We start from the raw sequence: 19,822 nt of genomic DNA on the forward strand, positions 1-19,822 counted from the left end.
CCTGACAACGCATTTTCACTTAAAGTGCACTATGCCTGCCTGACGCCTGCCTGACGCCTGCCTGACGCCTGCCTGGCGCCTGCCTGGCGCCTGCCTGACTGTTACGGTCTGGCTACAGCGACAATGACCGATCGACGATCTGGGTCGCCGTGTCGTGCAACGTGAGGTGGTTCCGGCGGGCATGGTTGCGGATCCGGGTAAACGATTCATGCATATCGACATTGCTCAACTGGGCCACCACGCCCTTGGCTTGTTCAATCAGGATCCTGCTGGTCAGGGCGCGCTGGAGCTGATCATTGATGACCCCGGCTTCGCGGACCGCGCGCTCCTGCAGAATACTGATCGTGGCAACGTCGGCGAGTGCCTGCCCAATCGCTGCATCTTCCACGGACAGTGCGCCAGCATTCACACCGAAAAGGTTGAGGGCACCGATTGTCCTGCCTCGTATCCGCATGGGGATGGCATGTACCGAACGAAATCCCTGCGACAGAGCTGCCTGCTTGAAATCGGGCCAACGGTCACCGAGGTCGGCAATATTGTCAACCGTGACAACTTTTCCGGTCTGGAAAGCCTCGACGCAGGGTCCAGCGCCAGCTTCGCGCTGCAGTACCTCGACCAGCTGGCTTTCCTCGCTGGTGGACGCCAGGACCTGGAGCTCGCCGTGCTGGTCCACGAGCAATAGCCCGGCCGCAGTCGCGTTGAGAATGTCGATCGACTCCTCCACGAGAGCATGGAGAAGATCAAGAACGTCGTAGTCGTCGACCAGCGTGTCAGCGATCTTTACGAAAGCAGCGCTGACGCGTTCTGCGCGGGTCGAAGTCACCATGAATAGAGTTTACTCCGCTATTGAGGTTTCGGCGTAAAGTCCAGCCGGCGTTCGATAACCGCAGCTGCTACCTCTTTTAATTGGAGCCCCTCGGCGAAGGCGTATCCCCGCAACAGAAGGAGAGCGTCAGTGGCTGTGATGTTCGCCTGCGCCAGGACCATTCCGGTGGCTTGGTGAATCTCGCGGCGCGATAGTGAGGTGTCGTCATTGCCCCCAAACGATTCGTCGTGGCCGGGTTCCCTGGTCAACATCCGACGCAGCAACCTCCACGAGGTTTGATCGGTGAGGACTGCTGCCGCCGCAGCGTTCGCTCCGCTGAGCTTGCCTGGGTTCGTCCGGTACAGCTCGACGACTCCAATATCGATCGCGCCAAGAACAAGGGGAAAGACGAACATCGCCTTCACCTCTGTGGCACGGACCGCGTTACCGAAAATAGGCCACCGGGTGTGCAAGTTTTCTGCGGTATCCGGGATCAGTACCGGGACTCGACTTGAGGCTGCTTCCCAGCGGGGACCCTCCCCAAGTTCGAACTGCAACTCATCGAGCCTGCGCGCAATGTCATCACTGCAGCAGATCGTTTCCTGAACGGCTCCGCCGAAAACCGAGATGGCAGCACCAGTGATCGGGAGTTCCGTAAGGTACGGGGTGCACAGGGTCGCACCGTTGCTGTTTGCTGTGGAAATGCACCGCTCAACCATAAGTCCCTGTCGTTCTTGCCGCGCCGCCAGCTGGCCGGGCGGTTCTCAGCCGAGCGGCAATCCCAGGTAGCGGGACGCCGGCAGTTATTAGGATAGACGATTCGCTGGTCGACTCCGAAGAATTGAACAGGTCCTGATCTCCCGCAAATATTAGCGGTGGTCGACTGCTCTCCCTTTCCATGGGGACTGGACTACCAGATGGAGCTCCACCCGGGTGGGTTGACAACCGAATCACTCGCCCGTCCCGTCGTCGACCGGGGCCGGTGACACCGTACTATTGCGCCATGGCAGCCGAGACAGACTTTGAGCCTTACCGTCCGCGTCTGCGCGCGGAGCTCGCCCGCACCCGCGCGAGTTTCGCCGCACTGGATGCCGATAGCCGCTCGGTCAGCGCGGCCCGGGACAATTCAAACGTCGACGACGAACACGACCCCGAGGGGACCACCATCGCCGCTGAACTTTCACAGATGTCAGCTCTGGCCCGGGACGCACGAGGCAGGGCCGAAGAGATTGAAGCCGCGCTGGCAAGGCTCGACGCCGGCACCTACGGCGTGTGTGCCAGCTGCGGCCAAATGATTGCGGGTGGACGCCTTGAAGCCCGGCCGTGGACACCGTACTGCCTCGACCACGCGACCGGTAAATAGCTGGGCGCCTGCTCGGCTACACCAACTGGAGCATCGTCAACTGGACCAGCTCCGTTGCGGCCAGTTCCGAAGCGGCGGGCGCAGCGATCGCCGCAGCATACCCAACAGGTGGGCCGACCCAGGTCAGTTTCAGGTGCTCCGCGGCGGCCAGTCCCGTGCAGGAATTGCCTGCGATGGAAAAGGTGGAGGGCTCGATGCTGAGCCCATGCCCGGTTGCTTTCAGTACCGCCTCCTTGGCGACCCACAGCCGGAGCCGCGCATCGACGTCGTCGGCCCGGAGCTGTTCCCGCTCCGAAACCGAGAGGGCATAGGCGTCGAACCCGTCGAAGACGGCGTCGGGGATGTGCTCGATATCGGCACCGATGGGGTGTCCGGCGGGAGCCGAGGCCACCAGGAGTGAGCCCGCGGAACGGGACAGGCTCAGCTCCACTCCCTTGATGGCCGGTTTGCCATGCAGGCCCGAGCCGCAGATCCGGCAGGAGCGTGTTACCGGCAGCGCGGGGGCCTCCGACGGGGTTGCGCCGAGCAGCTGAGCCGCCATGAGCCGGAACACGGCGTGAGCCGCACGGTAAGTCAGCCGGTCCTGTTCATGCTGAAGGCGATCGGCAGCAGTCCGGACCGTAGCCGGAAGGAATCGGTCAAGTCCTCCCAGCGGCTCAAGCGTCCGGGCAACCCCGGACGCGGTAACCGCAATGTACTGAACCGGCACGACTTCTAGACGCTGCCCGCAGGGCTGGCCGTGATGACCACGTTTTTGCCCCAAATGTCTTCGGTGTAGCAACTGATCAGGACCAGACGGTTGGGCACGATATTCCAGATCTCGCTGTCCTTCAGGGTGTTCTTGTCGTGGGTGGTCACCGAATCGATGACGTAGTCGAGAACGCCCGTTTCGGTGGTGAGCACAATCGAATCGCCCACGTTGGCGTCGGTGCTCAGTCGGTTGAAGGGGGCGTCACGGCCCTCCCAGCTGTGGCCGGTGATGTAGGTGGTGTCTTCCGACGCCAGCCCGGGTGTCCCAAAGGATGTCAGCCAGTAGGCATCCTCGGTCAACGGCGGCACGATTGACTGCGATGCAAACTCCTCCGCCGAGGGGGTGAGGGGCAGGATGGATTGGTCGATCCCTGCGGCCTCCACAGTGAGCCAGCCAGGCGGTGACGCGGCTGGTTCCGGGGCGGGAACCGATGGTGCAGCCGTTGCCGTTGCCGCTGGCGGTTCGGCCGGCTGGACTGGAACGAAGGCAGCGGCTACGGTCTGGCGGTCGAACGTGACAGGTTCAGATGAGGCTTCGCCCGCCACCGACGTAGCGGCAACGATCAGGGCAGCAGACAGCGCCAGACCGGCCCACCGGGCCGGGGAGCCCCGCCAGCCGCGCATGCTCAGGCCCGGGTGGAGCGGCGGAGCCACACGCCAGCACCTGACAAAAGCACCAACGCCGCTCCCGCCGCCCCGCCAAAGGTCAGGGCGCCTGCAGTGTCGGGTGCTGGGTCAGCAGCTGCGGTCTGGATGTTCAAACCCCTCCCGGCTGCCGCAGTGGTCCCGGAGCCGATCGGGCCGGGCGCCGCCGGGGCGGTGGGTGCGACAACGACAACCGGCACCTCGAAGTCCTCGCCGGCGCCCTCTCCCGTGCCCGGCGCAGCGCAGGCAGCGAGCGCAGCGTTCACCAGCACCTGGACCTCTTCGATACTGGTACCGGTGCCGGCGCCGCCCAGAGCGGCAAGAACTGATTCGATGGTCTCGATTGCGGCGTAGTAGGTGTTCTCGGCCGCGACTACTGCTTCGGTGTAGAGCGCATCTTCCAATGCCAGCTGTGCTTCCATCAGCGCTTCATCAGCCGCAGCGAATGCCTCGGGTGCTGTGTCCCGTTCCGCCTGCCGTGCAGCCAGCACGGTTGTCGCCTCGACCTGGAAGGCCCGGGCGGCGGCGAGCTCTGCCTCAGCGGCGAGGCGAGCGACGTCGTCGCCGTCTGCCACGTCAGCGAGCGCCAGCGCGGCAGCCACAACACGGTCATCGGCGAGGAACTTCGCGGTCTGTGCCGCGTCCAGAGCAGCCTGGGTTGTTTCCAGGGCCATCGCCGCCGATTCAAAGGCCGCAATCGCGGCGTCGTACGCTGCGTATTCATGAACTGCTGCGATGTCGGCGTCTATCCAGCTGATCGAGTGCCTCGGAAGCGGCCTCGATGGCGGCCAGCGCGGTTTTCAGATCGTAGGCCAGGCCGATGTCCACCGACGCGGAGTCCAGGGCAGCCCCCAGCGCAGACTGAGCAGCAACGCAGGAGGCCGAGGCGGGCGCGGCTACTGCGGGTGAGGCAGCTAGAAAGGTAGAACCAGCGATGAGTGCGGCACACGTGCCGAAGGTCATCAGTCGATTACGGTGCGTCATGAGACCACGTCTCTTCCTTGAGAAAGGCCCTCAAGTCCCCCTTGAGCGGCATCCGCCGGATGCGCGACGCTGGGAGCGGTGCTGTCTGGCTGACGTAATTTGACCACGCCGTCTGACGAAAGACCAGCACTTTTCGGACAATTTGTGTCACCGCTGCCCGGCTATCGGAGTCCCCGCACGTTCAGGGCGAGGTACAAGTGAACCCGGTCGGCGGTGACTCCCGGGTCGTAGCCGCTCAGGTCCTGGATCTGCTGCAACCGGTAACGCACGGTGTTCCGATGAAGCTGCAACGCCTCAGCGACCGCCGCGACCGACCCGTTCAGCATCAGGTACCGCTCAAGCGTCACCATCAACTCGGCGTGATGGCGCTGGTCAAACGCCACGACCGGATCCAACGCTTCAGCAGCGAGATCGGCGAGTGGCACATCCTCGCTGGCCATCAGCAGGGAGGTCAGACTCAGCCGGTCAGGGGTGTTCACGGGCAAGCCCCTGGTCAACGATTCCCGCGCCTCGAAATAGCTCCAGCGGAAGCCGCTGGCCTGCGCATAGGCACCCCCATACCCCACCTTCGCGGTCAGCCCGGCACCGTGGAGGTAGGCGCCCATCTGCTGACTGAGAACGGGTCCATCACCGTCAGGAACGGCGATGACCAACCGCTCGTCAACCAGCGCTTCCACTCCCGACGCGAACCCTGCCGGTGTCGGCAGGGTTCGCAGCGCCCTACGCTGCCCGGAGGCCACTTCGACGATCACCACCACTTGGCGCAGTGCGGTGTCGATGCCGGCGCCACCCAGGCGCGCGACGGCGTCGGGACCTGCCAGGGTGCCGCGGACCACGTCCTGGCAGAGCTGCCCAACCACTGCGCGTTCACTGGCCCGCCGTCGGGCCTGGTTGCTCAACTCGACGCTGATCAGGCTCTGCGCATAGGCGACGATGGCGTTGGGGTTGTAAGGCTCCGCGATGGCAAGCGTGCAGCGGTCTTTCAGGCCGGTGGCCACCGGGAGCCGATGCCAGTGGCCGCCGGGGGCGCCAGACCCGACTCCTCCGGTCGTCTCAGTACTGAACAGCTGGGCGCCGTACTGGGACAGCACGACGTCGGTGCCGAGCATCGTGGCAAGCTCCCGCAGCAATTGGGGGAGGCCACCCTCCCCGAGCAGGGCCGACGCGAGAACCTGATGACCCTTCAACAGGCTTTCGAGCCTGGAGTAGTGGTCGGCTGAGAGCGAGTCAGCGACAATCTTCCCGATGGCGATGAACGGGGTCTCGTAGGGGACGCGGAACACGGGCAGCCCCAGGGAATCTGCCTCGTCGACCAGTGCGGCGGGGACCTGCCGGTGCCCAAGCCCAGTGCCGAAGCCGATCCCCAGCGCCCCCGACTCATGGACTCGGCGCACGAAGGAGCGCTGCGCCGTCGTCGTTTTCTGCCGGAGGCCGGTGGTCAGCACCACCTCGCCGCCGCTGAGGAATGGAAGAGGATCCTCAAGCTCGGTTACCGCGACCCATTGGATGGGGATGTCCGGCACGACGGCGGCCCCCACGGTGTGGAGACCGAGGCCGGCGGCCGTAAGCAGGGTGGGAAGGTTGATGGCCATGCCTCAACTATAGGACCGTGACACTGTGCGGGTGCATGACAGGCGCCCCAGGTTGTTGTGCGCATCACCCTAGGCCGGGGAATAAGAGGAGGCGTAGGGTCAGCAATGGATTTACGCTGTGATGGATCCGCAGTGATCCGTCAGCCCATCATAGAAAAGGGATGAATACCGTGGTAACCACCCTCCAAAACTTTATCAACGGCGAGTTTGTCACACCGGCCGGCACCGAGCTGCTCGACATCGTCAACCCCACCAATGGCGAGGTCGTGGCGAAGGCGCCAGTATCGCTGAAGTCGGATGTCGACGCCGCCATGACGGCGGCCGCTCAAGCGTTCAGGACGTTCAAGCACGTCACCCCGAGCCAGCGGCAGCTCATGCTGCTGAAGCTCGCCGACGCGCTTGAGGCGGCCAGCGATGAACTGGTCGATGCGCAGCACCGCAACACCGGGCAGGTGCGCGATCTGATTGCCGCCGAGGAAGTGGCCGTGGGCGCCGACCAGCTGAGGTTCTTCGCCGGCGCCGCTCGCCTGCTGGAAGGGAAATCCGCTGGCGAATACGTCGAGGGCCACACCTCCTATATCCGTCGCGAGCCCATTGGGGTAGTCGCCCAGGTTGCACCCTGGAACTACCCGCTGCTGATGGCCATCTGGAAGATCGGTCCTGCGCTCGCCGCTGGCAACACGGTGGTCCTCAAGCCCAGCGACACCACACCCGAGTCCACCCTGGTGTTGGCGAAGCTGACCCAGGGCATCCTTCCACCGGGGGTGTTGAACGTGGTGCTGGGCACCGGGGAAACCGGGGCCGCGATGGTCGACCATCCCGTGCCAGGGTTGGTCTCAATCACCGGATCGGTCCGTGCCGGTATCGCCGTCGCCACCGGAGCGGCGAAGTCGCTCAAGCGAGCTCACCTTGAGTTGGGAGGCAAGGCACCCGCCGTCGTCTTCGCCGACGCCGACATCAAGAAGACCGCAGCAGCGATCGCTGAGTTCTCGTTCTTCAATGCGGGCCAGGATTGCACGGCGATCACCCGGGTGCTGGTCCAGGATTCGGTCCACGATGACCTGGTGGCCGCCATGGTGGCGCACACCGAAACGCTCAAGACCGGCAACGCCGACGACTCCCAGAACTACTTCGGCCCGCTGAACAACATCAACCACTTCAATTCGGTCAATGCGGTGATGGACGCCCTTCCTGAGCACTGCAAGGTCGAGATTGGGGGCAAGCGCTCCGGGGACAAGGGCTACTTCTACGAGGCGACCATCGTCACCGGTGCCCGCCAGACCGACGACATTGTCCAGCAGGAAACCTTCGGCCCGGTCATCACCGTGCAGAAGTTCACCACCGAGGACGAGGCGGTCGAGCTGGCCAACGACGTCGAGTACGCGCTGGCGTCGAGCATCTGGACCACCGATCATGGCACCGCCATGAGGGTGTCCCGGGACCTCGACTTCGGCGCGGTCTGGATCAATACCCACATTCTTCTCACCGCCGAGATGCCGCATGGAGGCTTCAAGAGCTCCGGTTACGGCAAGGACCTCTCGATGTATGGCGTTGAGGACTACACCCGGATCAAGCACGTCATGAGCGCGCTTGATGTTTAGAAAGGCAGTTTCACTATGACCACCCAAGCGATCCAGCCGCAATTCCGGCTCGAGCAAAAGCGCAAGATCATCGCCGACTTCCCAGGCCCCAAGTCCACCGAGCTTGCCGCTCGTCGGGCGGCAGTGGTGGCCAAGGGCGTTGCCTCAAGCGTGCCGGTGTATGTTGCCGACGCCGACGGCGGCATCATTCACGACGTCGACGGTAACTCGTTCATCGACCTCGGCTCCGGCATTGCGGTGACCAGCGTTGGCGCGTCGGATCCCGCCGTCGTCGGCGCCGTCAAGGAGCAAGTGGAGCACTTCACCCACACCTGCTTCATGGTCACGCCCTACGAGGGCTACATTGCCGTGGCTGAGAAGCTGGCCGAGCTGACCCCCGGCGACTTCGAGAAGCGGACTGTGCTGTTCAACTCGGGCGCCGAGGCTGTCGAGAACGCGATCAAGGTGGCTCGCCTGGCGACCGGTCGCACCGCCGTCGCCGCCTTCGATCATGCCTACCACGGCCGCACCAACCTCACGATGGCCCTGACCGCCAAGTCACTGCCGTACAAGGGTGGGCCCTCGGGTGACTTCGGCCCGTTCGCGTCCGAGGTCTACCGGCTGCCAATGAGCTACCCCTTCCGCGAGGAAAACCCCTCGATCACCGGGGCTGAAGCGGCTCAGCGCGCCATCACGATGATGGAGAAGCAGATCGGGGCCAGTTCACTGGCCGCCATCATCATCGAACCCGTCCAGGGGGAGGGCGGTTTCATCGTCCCCGCCGAAGGATTCCTGCCAGCATTGGCCGAGTGGGCCAAGGCCAACGGAGTGGTCTTCATCGCCGATGAGGTGCAGTCCGGCTTCTGCCGCACCGGCGCCTGGTTCGCGGTCGACCACGAGGGCGTTGTGCCCGACATCATCACCATGGCCAAGGGAATCGCCGGCGGCATGCCGCTTTCGGCAATCACCGGCCGGGCCGACCTGCTCGACGCCGTTCACCCCGGCGGTCTCGGCGGCACCTTCGGTGGCAACCCGGTGGCCTGCGCTGCCGCGTTGGCCGCTATCGAGACGATGCAGGAACAGGATCTCGTTGCCCGAGCTCAGGCTATCGAGGAGCTGGCAACGTCACGGCTTCGGGGCCTGCAGGAGGATCTTGGGGCCGAGTCGATCATCGGTGAGATCCGCGGCCGGGGCGCGATGCTTGCCATCGAGTTCGTGAAGCCGGGGACCAAGACACCAAACCCGGATGCGACGAAGGCCATTGCTGCCGCGTGCCTGCAGGAGGGTGTCATCATCCTGACCTGTGGCACGTACGGCAATGTGGTCCGGCTGCTCCCGCCGCTAGTGATTGGTGATGAGCTGCTGAACGACGGGCTGGACGTCCTCGAGGCTGCTATCCGCGCCGCCAAGTAGAGCACACGCTGTTGCCGCCGGGGTCGGCGCCGTCGACCCCGGTCTGCGCCGCAGTAACCCGCTAGCGCTGCAGAAAACCTCTGCTGCGTTTGGCGGGAACGACGGCTTCGGCGCGTAGGGCAAGGGCTGTGCGGCAGGGGTCGACGGTGTCAGCCCGCCACTTGCGCTTTCAGTCCGGTGATCAGAGCTTCGAGCCCGACGGTGAACGCGGCGTCGGCTGAGTCGGCCTGGGACCCGCCCCGAAGGCGGACGGCGGCCGTGAATAGAGGGTAGTCAGGCCCCAGGCTGCCTGACTCAAAAATGTCTTCGGGGGCGGCGACGTCGAACGCTGATCCGAAGATGAAGGACTCAAGGGCGACGATGGCGGGGATAATCCGATCCGCCGGCCAACCGGCGTCGAGGAATCCTTTGGTGACCGCTTCGTACATGGCAAGCGTTTCGGGTGCGCCTGTGACGGGCAGAATGGCGATGACCGAGATGAGCGGTGCATGAGCTGCGAAGACACCGCGGTAGGACCAGGCCCAAGAGCGAACCGCCTCATCCCAGGGGGCCGCGGCGAAAGCGCTGAAGTCCACCTTCGCCATCACCTCGTCTTCGACCCAGCGCAGCACTTCCTGCTTGGATTCAGCGTGGTTGTACAGGGCCGACGGTGCCACTCGCAGGCGCTGGGCTAGGGCAGACATGGTGAGGCCCTCGTAGCCCTGGCTGGCAATCAGGGCAAGTGCTGCATCAGTAATGAGGTCCCGTGACAGCAGTCCGCGCGGCGGACGGCCCGCCCGACGGCGGCTGACCGGCGCTCCCACACTTCCCATGACCGCCCCTTCACCGTCTCTTCGCTGCGGATTCATTCTACTGCCCCGCCATTGCTGTCGTTCCTGCCGGTGGGTCCAGCACCCGCCCGGATCGAGTCAACACTAATGACAAGTTTCCGTCGCCAAACACGTCATGTCTGTTGACTCAGCCGGAGGGTGCGGGGTGTGCCCTTTCCAAAACTGCCGGCTATCGCTACAGTATCCCTAATAAATGAATGGCATTCATTTTGTGGCGTGGACCATATTGTCTGAAAGGTAACAGTGGAGAATCTAGAACGCGACGTCGTAATCATCGGGGCGGGCCCCTCGGGCCTCACCGCGGCGTGGGAGTTGAAGAGGGCAGGGCTGAGCGTCGCTGTCCTGGAGGCACGAGACCGGGTTGGCGGACGCACCTGGACCGACACCATCGACGGCGCGCTCCTGGAGATTGGGGGCCAATGGGTATCCCCAGACCAGACCGCTCTCAAAGGAATGCTCGATGAGCTGGGACTGGAAACCTACGACAGGTACCGGGAGGGGGACTCTGTCTACATCGGAGCCGACGGCGCCCGCACCCGTTACACCGGAGACATGTTCCCCGTCTCGGCCGCCACTGAAGGGGAAATGAATCGGCTGATCGAACTGCTGGACCGCCTCGCAGCAGAGGCCGGCCCGGAAACCCCGTGGAACCACCCGGAAGCCCGGGCACTGGACACGATCTCCTTCCACCACTGGCTACGGCAGCAGTCCAGCGACGAGGAAGCCTGCAACAATATTGGGCTCTTCATCGCTGGCGGAATGCTCACCAAACCCGCTCATGCCTTCTCAGCCCTGCAGGCTGTGCTGATGGCTGCGTCGGCAGGATCCTTCTCCAACCTGGTCGATGAGAACTTCATCCTTGACCAGCGGGTGGTCGGCGGCATGCAGCAGGTGTCGGAACGCCTCGCGGATCGTCTGGGGGATGACGTCGTGCTCAGCAGCCCAGTCCGAACGCTGCGCTGGCACGAAGACGGCGGCAACAACAGCAGCGGCAGCAACGGCGGCGGCGTCACCGCGGTGTCCGACACCGTCACCGTCAAGGCGCGCTACGCAATCATGGCGGTTCCGCCGAACCTGTACTCGCGGGTGTCCTATGAGCCACCGCTGCCTCGCCGCCAGCATCAGATGCACCAGCACCAGTCCCTGGGGCTCGTCATCAAGGTCCATGCCGTCTACGCGACACCGTTCTGGCGCGCCGATGGTCTCTCCGGGACCGGGTTCAGTGCCTCCTCGATCGTGCAGGAGGTGTACGACAACACCAACCACGAGGATTCCCGCGGAACGCTGGTCGGTTTCGTCTCGGACGAAAAGGCCGACGCCGTGTTCAGGCTGTCACCCGAAGCCCGTCGGCAGATGATCCTCGAGTCCATTGCCGGTTTCCTCGGCTCCGAGGCACTCACCCCCGAGGTGTACTACGAATCGGACTGGGGCTCCGAGGAATGGACCAGGGGCGCCTACGCGACCAGCTACGACCTCGGCGGCCTGCACCGTTATGGCCCTGACCAGCTCACCCCCGTCGGGCCGATCCACTGGTCCTGCTCGGATCTGGCTGCCGAGGGCTATCAGCACGTCGAAGGTGCCGTCCGGATGGGTCAAATCACAGCCCGGAACATCGTGGGCCTCTCGGCAACCGAAGGAGCATGACCGATGGACTACATCGTCGGGTACACAGCAGATGAACGCGGACGCGATGCCGTCAGCCTCGCCGTCGCCCTGGCTCGACGCCAGGATGCGAACCTCCAATTGGTGATGGTGATGCCCGAGCATTCCCCATTCAATGCGGTCTATCCACCAGAAAAAGGGTTCGAGAGCATCCTCTCGGCCCAGTTGCAGGAATGGCTGGCTGAAGGGCTCGCCCTGATCCCCGACGACGTAACCGCCCGCGCGCACGTCATCAGCGCAGATTCACAGGCGGGCGGGCTCATCGACGCAGCGGTTGATTCGGGCGCTTCGCTGATCATCATCGGTGCCAGCTCACGAGGCCTGCGAAAACGATTCAACGTCGGTAGCGTCGCCGGAACCCTCCTGCATGCATCGCCGGTACCCGTTGCCCTGGCACCCCAGGGCTATCGACGCCTCGATCCAATCACCCGGCTCACCTGTGCGGTGGGTACCAGGGAGGGTGCGGATGCGGTGATCGCGGTGGCCGTCGACTCAGCCACCCGACGTCGACTCCCGCTCAGGCTGGTCTCGCTCGTGGCGCTTGACCCGGCAACGGGCACCGATGGGGGAGCGGACGCCGCCGCGGTGGATTCCGCGCACCAGCACGCCAACACGCGTCTGGCCGAAGCGGCGTCGTCACTCGCCGCCGGCGGGCAGGTCAGTGTGGAAGTGGCGCAGGGAGCCACCGTCGAGGAAGCGATCGGAGCGCTGGCCTGGGACGAGGGCGAGGTCCTCCTGGTCGGTTCCAGTCGTCTGGCGCAGCACAGCCGCCTGTTCCTCGGCGTTACTGCAAACAAGATCCTTCGAGCATTGACGGTGCCCATGGTTGTGGTGCCACGAAGTTACACAGCTGTTGAGGACCAGTCGCACCAGCCGGAGCGGTCTGTTACCAAGCGGTCCGATGCCGGTGAAGGCAAGGACGTTCAATCCACCGAGGTGAAGCAGTGAGCACCATACCAACGAAAGATCCCTCCACCGGACTCAGCCAGAAAGGTCTCAACTCCGGGTCGGTCGGCCTGTTGGGCGCGGTGGTGATCGGTGTATCGTGCATCGCTCCCGCGTACACGCTGACCGCGGCGCTCGGTCCCACCGTTGCAGAGGTGGGGGTGCAGTTGCCCGCCATCTTCCTGGTCGGCTTCATCCCGATGCTGCTGGTGGCCCTTGGCTACCGCGAATTGAACAATTCAATGCCCGACGCCGGCACCTCCTTTACCTGGGCCACCCGGGCTTTTGGGCCGTGGATCGGCTGGATGGGTGGTTGGGGTCTGATCGCCGCGACAGTTATTGTCCTGTCGAACCTGGCAGCTGTTGCTGTCGACTTTTTCTACCTGATGCTCGCCCAGCTGACCGGAAACGACTCGCTGGCCGATCTGACCCTTAACCTGCCATTGAACATCGTCACCACCCTGGTGTTCATCGCGTTGGCTTGCTGGGTTTCCTACCGCGGTATGGAAACCACCAAAGCCGTGCAGTACGTGCTGGTCGGCTTCCAGCTGTTGGTCCTGGGCTGGTTCGCCATCGCGGCCTTTGCCCACGTCGCCAATGGGACAGCCTTCGACGCGACGGCCATCAGCCCCGACTGGTTCAACCCGTTTGCGGTGGAATCCTTCTCGGCTTTCGCCGCTGGTGTGTCCCTCTCGATCTTCGTTTATTGGGGCTGGGACGTCACCCTGACCATGAATGAGGAAACCAAGGACCCCGAACGTACTCCCGGCCGGGCAGCAACCCTCACCGTCCTGGTCATTGTGGTGATCTACCTGACGGTTGCGTTGGCGACCCTCACCTATGCAGGTGTGGGTGACGGCGAACTCGGCGCCGGAAATGTTGACAACCAGGGAAGCATTTTTGCGGTTCTTGCAGGCCCCGTGATGGGCCCGTTCGCCATCCTGATGTCCCTGACAGTTCTCAGCAGTTCCGCCGCGTCCCTGCAGTCCACCTTCGTGTCGCCTGCCCGCACCCTGCTGTCGATGGGTCACTACCGCGCACTGCCGGCCAGCTACGGCAAGATCAGCCCCACCTACAAGTCGCCCAGCTACGCCACTATCGCCGCCGCGGTCGCAGCTGCCGGGTTCTACGTAGTCACCAGGGTGGTATCCGAGAACGCCCTGTATGACACCATCACGGCGCTCGGCATGATGATTTGCTTCTACTACGGGATCACGGCGATGGCCTGCGTCTGGTATTTCAGGGCTGTCGCGTTCAGCAGCGCCCGCAACTTCGGGCTGAAGTTCCTCGCGCCGCTGCTCGGCGGCGTCATCCTGCTGGTCATGTTCGTGAAGACAGCCACCGACTCGATGGACCCGGGCTACGGTTCCGGCTCGTCCATCGGAGGGGTGGGGCTGGTGTTCATCCTCGGGACCGGGGTCATCCTCCTCGGGGCTGTGCTGATGTTCATCATGTACCGGGTCAACCCTGGCTTCTTCCGCGGTGAAACACTGAAGCAGGGGAGTGCTTCAGCCAACGTGGTGCAGTAACCCTCCGTGCCGTGTGACGGCGGGCACTTCGGTGCCCGCCGTCCACGATAAGGTTGCCTGAGCAGATCTGCGGCGGTAACCCCGGGCGCCGGTCAGAATTCGATCCGGAAGGCACGCCGTATGCGTTATGTAGTTGGCTTTACAAACAATGATCGTGGCCGTGACGCGCTGGCGTTGGCCACCTCGCTGGCTCGGACGCAGGGAGCCAGCATCGATCTGGTAACCGTTCTCGACCGCCCCCAGGACGGCAGCGTCGGCGCCGGCACCAACCGGGCCCTTGCCGCTTTGCATGAGGCGATCGAGGGGATTCCAGGGGGCGTCGAAGTAGTGCCGCACGTCAAACTCGCCGACTCTTTCGCCGAGGGACTCCTTGAGGTCGCCCATGACCTCGATGCGGGGCTGATCGTCATTGGAGCCGCCGGCAACGGCCTGCTCCGTCGATTCACCGTCGGCAGCGTAGCGAACGCGGTCCTGCACTCGTCGCCAGTGCCTGTCGGGTTGGCGCCGCGCGGGTACCGGCACCGCGACCGGATGACCAGACTCACCTGCGCAGTCGGTACCCGTGCGGGTGCCGAGGCTGTCCTGGATGTAGCGGTCGACTCCGCCGCGCGCCGCGGGATGCCGCTGCGCCTGATCTCGTTGGTGGCGCTGGACGTCAACGAGCAGTCGGATACCGGTGAAGCAATTAATCTTGCACACCGGCACGCCAACTCAGTGCTGGCTCGGGCGGGGGAGCAGCTTCCCGAAGGCCACGAAACCACCATCACGGTTGCCCACGGGCGTACCATCGAGCAGGCAATCGACGACATCGAGTGGGATCCAGGCGAGATCGTCTTCGTCGGATCGAGCCGGCTCGCGAAGCGCAGCCAACTGTTCCTGGGATCGACAGCCAACAAGATGCTACGGGCGTTGCCTGTGCCAATGATCGTTGTGCCGCGGGACTGGAACCTTCCGGCAGCCTAGGAGTTCCTGGCCTTAACCGGGCTAGACCGCGGCGGTCTCCTCGACCGGCGTGGCATCACGGGAGCGGCGCGGTCGGGAGTTCTTTCGCACGGTGTGCAGCATGTCGACGGTCAGCATCGACAGGGCAATCCAGACCAGCCCGAACCCGATCCAACGCTCCAACGGCATCTCTTCCTGGAAAACGAAGAGCGCCAACAGGAACTGCAGCACTGGCGCGAGGTATTGGAGAAGCCCAATCGTGGTCAGCGGCAGCCTCCGGGCTGCGGCGCCGAAGAAGAGCAGCGGGACCGCGGTGATGATGCCCGCCGCGGCCATGATCCAGAAGTGTGCGGGGCCCTCGGTGAGCACTGTCGCGGATCCCGACACCGTCAGCCAGATCATCACGGCACCCGCGATCGGGGTGAGAACCGCGGTTTCGATACTCAGGCTGGACAGTGCTCCAACCTTGGAACCCACCCGCTTCTTGACGAACCCGTAGAACCCAAAGGAAAAGGCGAGGGTCAGAGCAATCCACGGCACGTTGCCGTAGCCGATGGCCAGCACCACCACCGCGATGATGCCAACGCCGACCGCCGCCCACTGCAGCCTGCGGAGCTTCTCCCGCAGCACGACGACGCCGAGCAACACGGACACGATCGGGTTGATGAAGTAGCCGAGGGCCGCCTCAATCGCGTGGCCGTTGGTGACCCCGTAGGTATACACAAACCAGTTCACAGCGATCAACAGCGCTGCGATCGCCAGAGTGCCGAGGATTCGTGGGTTCGACGCGGCGGACCACATCGTCCGCCAGGACCTCATCACGGTCAGCAGCAGCGCGCAGAACACCAGGGACCAGAGCACACGGTTCGCGACAATCTCGATTGCCGTCGCAGGCAGCAGGATCATGAAGTACAGCGGGAGGAGACCCCAAAGACCGTAGGCGCCGATGCCGTAAAGGATGCCCGTCGAGTTTTCGCTTCGGGGCTGGCGCGGGCTGGTGATATCGGTGGGGGTCACGTGGGCTCAAACGCCGCTGTCTCAGATTTTATTCCACGCTCCTACACTTCCAGCCGGATTCCTCTCCGCGCGGCACCGGTCGACGGAGACGGGCATCACAGGTTTAGACTGCATCAGCCGGTGCATTTAGAATAGGAAACTGTGCGCTAAGTGTACGTTTCGGTTGATCACTAGGGAAGAAGGCCAATCAGTGTCCACCTCAGCTGCGGGGCGTCCGCTGCGGGTAGCGATCATCGGTGCCGGTCCGGCAGGGGTCTACGCTGCCGACATTCTGACGAAGTCCCAGGAGGTTCAGGGCGGTGACTTCGCGGTCAGCATTGACCTCTTTGATCAGCACCCCGCCCCCTATGGCCTGATTCGCTATGGCGTAGCGCCGGATCACCCGCGCATCAAGGGCATCGTGAACGCGCTGCACAAGGTGCTGGACCGGGGGGACATTCGGTTCCTGGGAAACATCAATTACGGGCGGGACCTGACGCTGTCCGACTTCCGCAAGTTCTACGACGCAGTCATTTTCTCCACGGGCGCGATCAAGGACGCTGAACTGAACATCCCCGGAGTGGACCTTGACGGGTCCTTCGGCGGCGCCGAGTTCGTCTCCTGGTACGACGGTCACCCCGATGTGCCCCGCGACTGGCCACTGAACGCCACGGAGATAGCGGTGATCGGCAACGGCAACGTTGCCCTCGACGTTGCACGGGTGCTCTCCAAACACGCCGACGACCTGCTGACCACCGAAATCCCCGACAACGTGTACGCGGGGTTGAAAGCCTCACCCGTCACCGACGTTCACGTGTTCGGCCGCCGTGGTCCAGCCCAGGTGAAGTTCACGCCGCTGGAGCTGCGCGAACTGTCCCATTCCCGGGACGTGGACATTGTGCTCTACCCGGAGGACTTCGACTTCGACGCCGCCTCCGAACAGCAGATCGCCAGCAACAACCAGACCAAGACGATGGTGAAGACCCTCACCAATTGGCTGGTCGACGACGAACCAACAGGTGCCTCCCGACGGCTGCACCTGCATTTCCTGCACTCGCCTGTCGAGATCACCGATTCACCGGAAACCCCCGGCAAGGTCGCCAACATGAGGTTCGAACGCACCGAGCTCACCGGCGAAGGCACAGTTCGCGGCACCGGCGAGTTCATCGACTACCCCGTGCAGGCGGTCTACCGTGCGATTGGCTACTTCGGGTCCGAGCTTCCTGAAGTTGGATTCGATAGTCGGCGCGGTGTCATTCCCAACGAAGGCGGCCGGGTCATCGACCAGGCGGGCAACCCGGTTCCCGGCATCTACGCCACTGGCTGGATCAAGCGCGGACCGGTGGGCCTGATCGGCCACACCAAGGGCGACGCGTTGGAGACGATCGGGTTCCTCCTCGAGGACCGCCTGAACCTCCCACCGGCCCAGGACCCATCGGAGCAGGCCATCATCGACCTCCTCACCGAGCGGGGGATTCGCTACACCACCTGGGACGGCTGGCTCAAGCTCGACGCCCATGAACTGAAGTTGGGCGCCAACTTTGTGCACGACGGCGGCGCCAATGCGGAGCTCGTCAGGGAACGTGTCAAGGTGGTCCCCCGGGACGAGATGATAGCCATCTCTCGGGACGAGTAGGTCCGCAGAAGAGCTGCGCCGCGGCCGGGATCGGACGACGGCGACGGGTCCCTGGCTGTGTTCAACTCGCTTCGCCCAGCCTGGCTCCGCCCAGCCTGGCTCCGCCCAGCCTGGCTCCGACCAGCCTCGCTCCGCCCAACCTTGTTGTGTCGCGCCTAGACTGTGGCAATGACACGTCAGATCCTCTGCTTCGCCTTCGCCCTGACCGGGGTGGTGCTCACCGTCGGTTGCAGCGGCCCGTCCCCTCAGCCCGACAGCGGTGACCAGCCCTTCGCTACCTACAGTCAGTCGGGTGCGAGCGGCGACGGTGCGGGAATCGCTGGTCGCCTGATTCTGGAAGACGGCTGTGTCTACTTGATCAGCCCGGAATTCTCGGGGCGGTGGGTTCCCGTGTTTCGCGCCGAAGCCAATCCTGAGTGGCGTGATGGCACCCTGGTCTTCGATGGCGAGGAGTACGCGGCGGACCAGACCGTCGGCCTCGGCGGAAGCGGTTGGGAGGGCAGCGAGGACCCGCTGACCATTCCTGAATCCTGTGATGACTCACCGCGGTGGACCACCTGGACGGTCGGGCCCGGGGACGCCCTCTAACGTCCCAGCGGTCGCCTCCCCGGGGCATTTCGCCACGCCGAAATGCGCCGCCAAACCCTGTGTCAATATCCTGTTCCGGAAACTCCTCGACAACACCCGCGACAGACGGGCGCCGACGGCACTAGACTGATGCCACCCCACCGGCGGGGAGACCAGAAGCGGGGTGTCGATGACGCAGCAGCAACTGCCGATTCCGGGGGGACTCACGTCGAGATCCCTTCAGCAGTGCGCCCACCGTGCTCACGAGCGGCTCGGCAGCGCGCCGCCCTCGGGCGTGCGCACACTGGTGGGCGAATCCTGGCTGCGTTCCCTGAAACACTTTCCCGATCCAGACGCCGCTCAGGCGCCCCTGTTTTACAGCGATGAAGAGCTTGATGCGTACCGTAGAGGCCACCCCCTGGCGGCGGTACTGCCGATTATCCGGAAGCTGCTGGTGCAACCCAGCGCTGACAGCGGATTGCTGGTGGCGGTCGGCGACGCAAATGGTCGGCTGCTCTGGGTCGAGGGCGATCGGGACCTGCGCCGGCGTGCTGAGGGAATGATGTTCGTCGCGGGGTCGGACTGGTCGGAGGCTGCCGTAGGCACAAGCGCCCCCGGCACGGCGCTGGCCCTCGGGAGGAGCGTCCAGATTGCTGGGGCGGAGCATTTCAGTCCCCAGGCTCACCACTGGAGTTGCACAGCGGTCCCCGTCCATGATCCGGATTCGGGGATGGTGCTCGGCGTTGTGGACATTACCGGCACCGACGACGCTGTGGCAGTACACACGCTGTCTTTGGTCGAAGCGACTGTCGCTGCCGCTGAGGCGCATCTGAGCCTGCACCGGCTGCAGGATCAGCAACCAGCGCGAAAACTCCCCGCAACAAAAACGAATGCTGTCGACCGGGAGGGCCTGCAGATACTGGGACAGGACCGCGGGGTTGTCCACCTGGGACGTAAATCGGTGGAACTCAGTGCACGGCATGCGGAACTCATCACCCTGCTCGCCCTGCATCCGGCTGGCCTCAGCGCCGAACAGCTCGCCGTAATGGCCTACCCGGAGCATGTGTCAGTCACCACCGTGCGCGCTGAGATGCTGCGGCTGCGGCGCGCCCTCTCCTCCCACCTACCGTCGCTGGTTCCGCGCTCCCGGCCGTACCGGCTACCCCGAGAGTTGCCCGTCGATGCATCGCAGGTGCTGGATTACCTGCAACGCGGCGCCCACCGGATGGCACTCAACCTGTACCGAGGGCCAGTCCTGCCAAGGTCCGAGGCGCCGTTTATCGTGAGGCTCCGTACCGAAGTCAGTTCCCTGCTCCGCGAAGCCGTCCTGACCGATGGCGCCGTCGACGCCGTCCTGCAGTATCTTCAGTTGCCCGAGGCCGCCGACGACGCCGAGGCGTGGACTGCCGCCCTGAAAGTGCTTCCGCCGCGGTCGCCGCGGCGGGCATCCGTCGTCGCGCACGTTGAACGGCTCGAGGCGGAACTCAGTCTTTCCTGACTGACGGACCGACCGGTCTGCGGGCTGGGTGCAGGGGCCTGGTGCAACCTTCGTGCAACTTATGCGTACCTACACTTCGAAAACA

19 protein-coding genes are annotated in these 19,822 nt (G+C 64.2%); 10 read left to right on the forward strand and 9 right to left on the reverse strand.

All coding sequences use genetic code 11. The features are described 5' to 3' along the window. Window positions 1-112 precede the first annotated feature (112 nt). Both DDA93_RS13920 and DDA93_RS13925 read right to left on the reverse strand, forming a co-directional pair. On the reverse strand, window positions 113-826 hold the full coding sequence (locus DDA93_RS13920) for a GAF and ANTAR domain-containing protein (RefSeq protein WP_116779099.1): 714 nt from the start codon (window positions 824-826) through the stop codon (window positions 113-115). A 17-nt stretch (window positions 827-843) separates the two neighbouring features. Then, complete coding sequence (locus DDA93_RS13925; RefSeq protein ID WP_116779100.1) at window positions 844-1,524, reverse strand: GAF and ANTAR domain-containing protein; 681 nt, start codon at window positions 1,522-1,524, stop codon at window positions 844-846. Window positions 1,525-1,808: 284 nt separating this feature from the next. On the opposite strand from DDA93_RS13925, the gene DDA93_RS13930 reads away from it, so the two are divergent. After that, entirely contained in the window at window positions 1,809-2,168 is a 360-nt protein-coding gene (locus DDA93_RS13930) for a TraR/DksA C4-type zinc finger protein (protein WP_116779101.1), read from the forward strand. A gap of 16 nt (window positions 2,169-2,184) precedes the next feature. On the opposite strand, the gene DDA93_RS13935 is transcribed toward DDA93_RS13930, so the two are convergent. The 5 genes from DDA93_RS13935 to DDA93_RS13955 form a co-directional block, all read right to left on the reverse strand. Next, window positions 2,185-2,877, reverse strand: a complete 693-nt coding sequence (locus tag DDA93_RS13935; RefSeq protein ID WP_116779102.1) for a 4'-phosphopantetheinyl transferase superfamily protein — start codon at window positions 2,875-2,877, stop codon at window positions 2,185-2,187. A 5-nt stretch (window positions 2,878-2,882) separates the two neighbouring features. Next, complete coding sequence (locus DDA93_RS13940) at window positions 2,883-3,572, reverse strand: class F sortase (RefSeq protein WP_116779103.1); 690 nt, start codon at window positions 3,570-3,572, stop codon at window positions 2,883-2,885. Next, the gene (locus DDA93_RS13945; RefSeq protein WP_116779104.1) at window positions 3,545-4,237 is read right to left on the reverse strand and encodes a hypothetical protein; all 693 of its coding nucleotides are present in this window, start codon (window positions 4,235-4,237) and stop codon (window positions 3,545-3,547) included. The genes DDA93_RS13940 and DDA93_RS13945 overlap by 28 nt, the downstream gene beginning before the upstream one ends. 46 nt (window positions 4,238-4,283) lie before the next feature. Then, window positions 4,284-4,547, reverse strand: a complete 264-nt coding sequence (locus DDA93_RS13950; RefSeq protein WP_133185534.1) for a hypothetical protein — start codon at window positions 4,545-4,547, stop codon at window positions 4,284-4,286. Window positions 4,548-4,708: 161 nt separating this feature from the next. Further along, a complete protein-coding gene (locus DDA93_RS13955) occupies window positions 4,709-6,139 on the reverse strand; it encodes a PucR family transcriptional regulator (RefSeq protein WP_116779106.1) in 1,431 nt (476 codons plus the stop codon). Between the two features lie 161 nt (window positions 6,140-6,300). On the opposite strand from DDA93_RS13955, the gene DDA93_RS13960 reads away from it, so the two are divergent. Together DDA93_RS13960 and gabT are read left to right on the forward strand one after the other, a co-directional pair. Then, window positions 6,301-7,740: a gamma-aminobutyraldehyde dehydrogenase gene (locus tag DDA93_RS13960; RefSeq protein WP_019481793.1), complete on the forward strand. Its 1,440-nt coding sequence runs from the start codon at window positions 6,301-6,303 to the stop codon at window positions 7,738-7,740. A gap of 15 nt (window positions 7,741-7,755) precedes the next feature. Beyond that, window positions 7,756-9,132 carry a 4-aminobutyrate--2-oxoglutarate transaminase gene (gene gabT / locus DDA93_RS13965; RefSeq protein WP_019481792.1) on the forward strand — a complete coding sequence of 459 codons (1,377 nt, stop codon included), beginning with the start codon at window positions 7,756-7,758 and terminating at the stop codon, window positions 9,130-9,132. 149 nt (window positions 9,133-9,281) lie between these two features. On the opposite strand, the gene DDA93_RS13970 is transcribed toward gabT, so the two are convergent. Beyond that, window positions 9,282-9,944 (reverse strand): TetR/AcrR family transcriptional regulator C-terminal domain-containing protein, encoded by a 663-nt coding sequence (locus tag DDA93_RS13970; protein ID WP_019481791.1) that lies wholly within the window; start codon window positions 9,942-9,944, stop codon window positions 9,282-9,284. A 261-nt stretch (window positions 9,945-10,205) separates the two neighbouring features. Here DDA93_RS13970 and DDA93_RS13975 point away from each other — a divergent pair, with 261 nt between their 5' ends. The 4 genes from DDA93_RS13975 to DDA93_RS13990 all read left to right on the forward strand — a co-directional run bounded on the left by DDA93_RS13975 (window position 10,206) and on the right by DDA93_RS13990 (window position 15,061). Continuing rightward, the gene (locus DDA93_RS13975) at window positions 10,206-11,606 is read left to right on the forward strand and encodes an NAD(P)/FAD-dependent oxidoreductase (protein WP_116779108.1); all 1,401 of its coding nucleotides are present in this window, start codon (window positions 10,206-10,208) and stop codon (window positions 11,604-11,606) included. 3 nt (window positions 11,607-11,609) lie between these two features. Continuing rightward, complete coding sequence (locus DDA93_RS13980; protein ID WP_019481789.1) at window positions 11,610-12,572, forward strand: universal stress protein; 963 nt, start codon at window positions 11,610-11,612, stop codon at window positions 12,570-12,572. Further along, window positions 12,569-14,098, forward strand: coding sequence for an APC family permease (locus tag DDA93_RS13985; RefSeq protein ID WP_116779109.1), 1,530 nt, complete (start codon window positions 12,569-12,571; stop codon window positions 14,096-14,098). Before DDA93_RS13980 ends, DDA93_RS13985 begins: the two co-directional genes overlap by 4 nt. Window positions 14,099-14,218: 120 nt before the next feature. After that, window positions 14,219-15,061 (forward strand): universal stress protein, encoded by an 843-nt coding sequence (locus DDA93_RS13990; protein WP_019481787.1) that lies wholly within the window; start codon window positions 14,219-14,221, stop codon window positions 15,059-15,061. Between the two features lie 21 nt (window positions 15,062-15,082). Here DDA93_RS13990 and rarD read toward each other — a convergent pair whose 3' ends face one another. Next, window positions 15,083-16,057 (reverse strand): EamA family transporter RarD, encoded by a 975-nt coding sequence (gene rarD / locus DDA93_RS13995; RefSeq protein WP_019481786.1) that lies wholly within the window; start codon window positions 16,055-16,057, stop codon window positions 15,083-15,085. 190 nt (window positions 16,058-16,247) lie between these two features. Here rarD and DDA93_RS14000 point away from each other — a divergent pair, with 190 nt between their 5' ends. The 3 genes from DDA93_RS14000 (at window position 16,248) to DDA93_RS14010 (ending at window position 19,737) form a co-directional block, all read left to right on the forward strand. Then, on the forward strand, window positions 16,248-17,672 hold the full coding sequence (locus DDA93_RS14000) for an FAD-dependent oxidoreductase (RefSeq protein WP_116779110.1): 1,425 nt from the start codon (window positions 16,248-16,250) through the stop codon (window positions 17,670-17,672). A gap of 168 nt (window positions 17,673-17,840) precedes the next feature. Beyond that, a complete protein-coding gene (locus tag DDA93_RS14005) occupies window positions 17,841-18,260 on the forward strand; it encodes a hypothetical protein (RefSeq protein ID WP_116779111.1) in 420 nt (139 codons plus the stop codon). A gap of 169 nt (window positions 18,261-18,429) precedes the next feature. After that, window positions 18,430-19,737, forward strand: coding sequence for a GAF domain-containing protein (locus DDA93_RS14010; RefSeq protein WP_116779112.1), 1,308 nt, complete (start codon window positions 18,430-18,432; stop codon window positions 19,735-19,737). Window positions 19,738-19,822: the final 85 nt, after the last annotated feature.

This window comes from Arthrobacter sp. Bz4 (assembly GCF_003075455.1).
In the GTDB taxonomy this organism is placed as follows: Bacteria; Actinomycetota; Actinomycetes; order Actinomycetales; family Micrococcaceae; genus Arthrobacter_D.

What these genes read in the sequence shown, in the direction of transcription:
- DDA93_RS13920 (WP_116779099.1), bottom strand. Translation starts at nt 826, where the DNA reads ATGGTGACTTCGACCCGCGCAGAACGCGTCAGCGCTGCTTTCGTAAAG.
- DDA93_RS13925 (WP_116779100.1), bottom strand. Translation starts at nt 1,524, where the DNA reads ATGGTTGAGCGGTGCATTTCCACAGCAAACAGCAACGGTGCGACCCTG.
- DDA93_RS13930 (WP_116779101.1), top strand. Translation starts at nt 1,809, where the DNA reads ATGGCAGCCGAGACAGACTTTGAGCCTTACCGTCCGCGTCTGCGCGCG.
- DDA93_RS13945 (WP_116779104.1), bottom strand. Translation starts at nt 4,237, where the DNA reads ATGGCCCTGGAAACAACCCAGGCTGCTCTGGACGCGGCACAGACCGCG.
- DDA93_RS13950 (WP_133185534.1), bottom strand. Translation starts at nt 4,547, where the DNA reads ATGACGCACCGTAATCGACTGATGACCTTCGGCACGTGTGCCGCACTC.
- DDA93_RS13955 (WP_116779106.1), bottom strand. Translation starts at nt 6,139, where the DNA reads ATGGCCATCAACCTTCCCACCCTGCTTACGGCCGCCGGCCTCGGTCTC.
- DDA93_RS13960 (WP_019481793.1), top strand. Translation starts at nt 6,301, where the DNA reads ATGAATACCGTGGTAACCACCCTCCAAAACTTTATCAACGGCGAGTTT.
- gabT (WP_019481792.1), top strand. Translation starts at nt 7,756, where the DNA reads ATGACCACCCAAGCGATCCAGCCGCAATTCCGGCTCGAGCAAAAGCGC.
- DDA93_RS13970 (WP_019481791.1), bottom strand. Translation starts at nt 9,944, where the DNA reads ATGGGAAGTGTGGGAGCGCCGGTCAGCCGCCGTCGGGCGGGCCGTCCG.
- DDA93_RS13980 (WP_019481789.1), top strand. Translation starts at nt 11,610, where the DNA reads ATGGACTACATCGTCGGGTACACAGCAGATGAACGCGGACGCGATGCC.
- DDA93_RS13990 (WP_019481787.1), top strand. Translation starts at nt 14,219, where the DNA reads ATGCGTTATGTAGTTGGCTTTACAAACAATGATCGTGGCCGTGACGCG.
- DDA93_RS14005 (WP_116779111.1), top strand. Translation starts at nt 17,841, where the DNA reads ATGACACGTCAGATCCTCTGCTTCGCCTTCGCCCTGACCGGGGTGGTG.
- DDA93_RS14010 (WP_116779112.1), top strand. Translation starts at nt 18,430, where the DNA reads ATGACGCAGCAGCAACTGCCGATTCCGGGGGGACTCACGTCGAGATCC.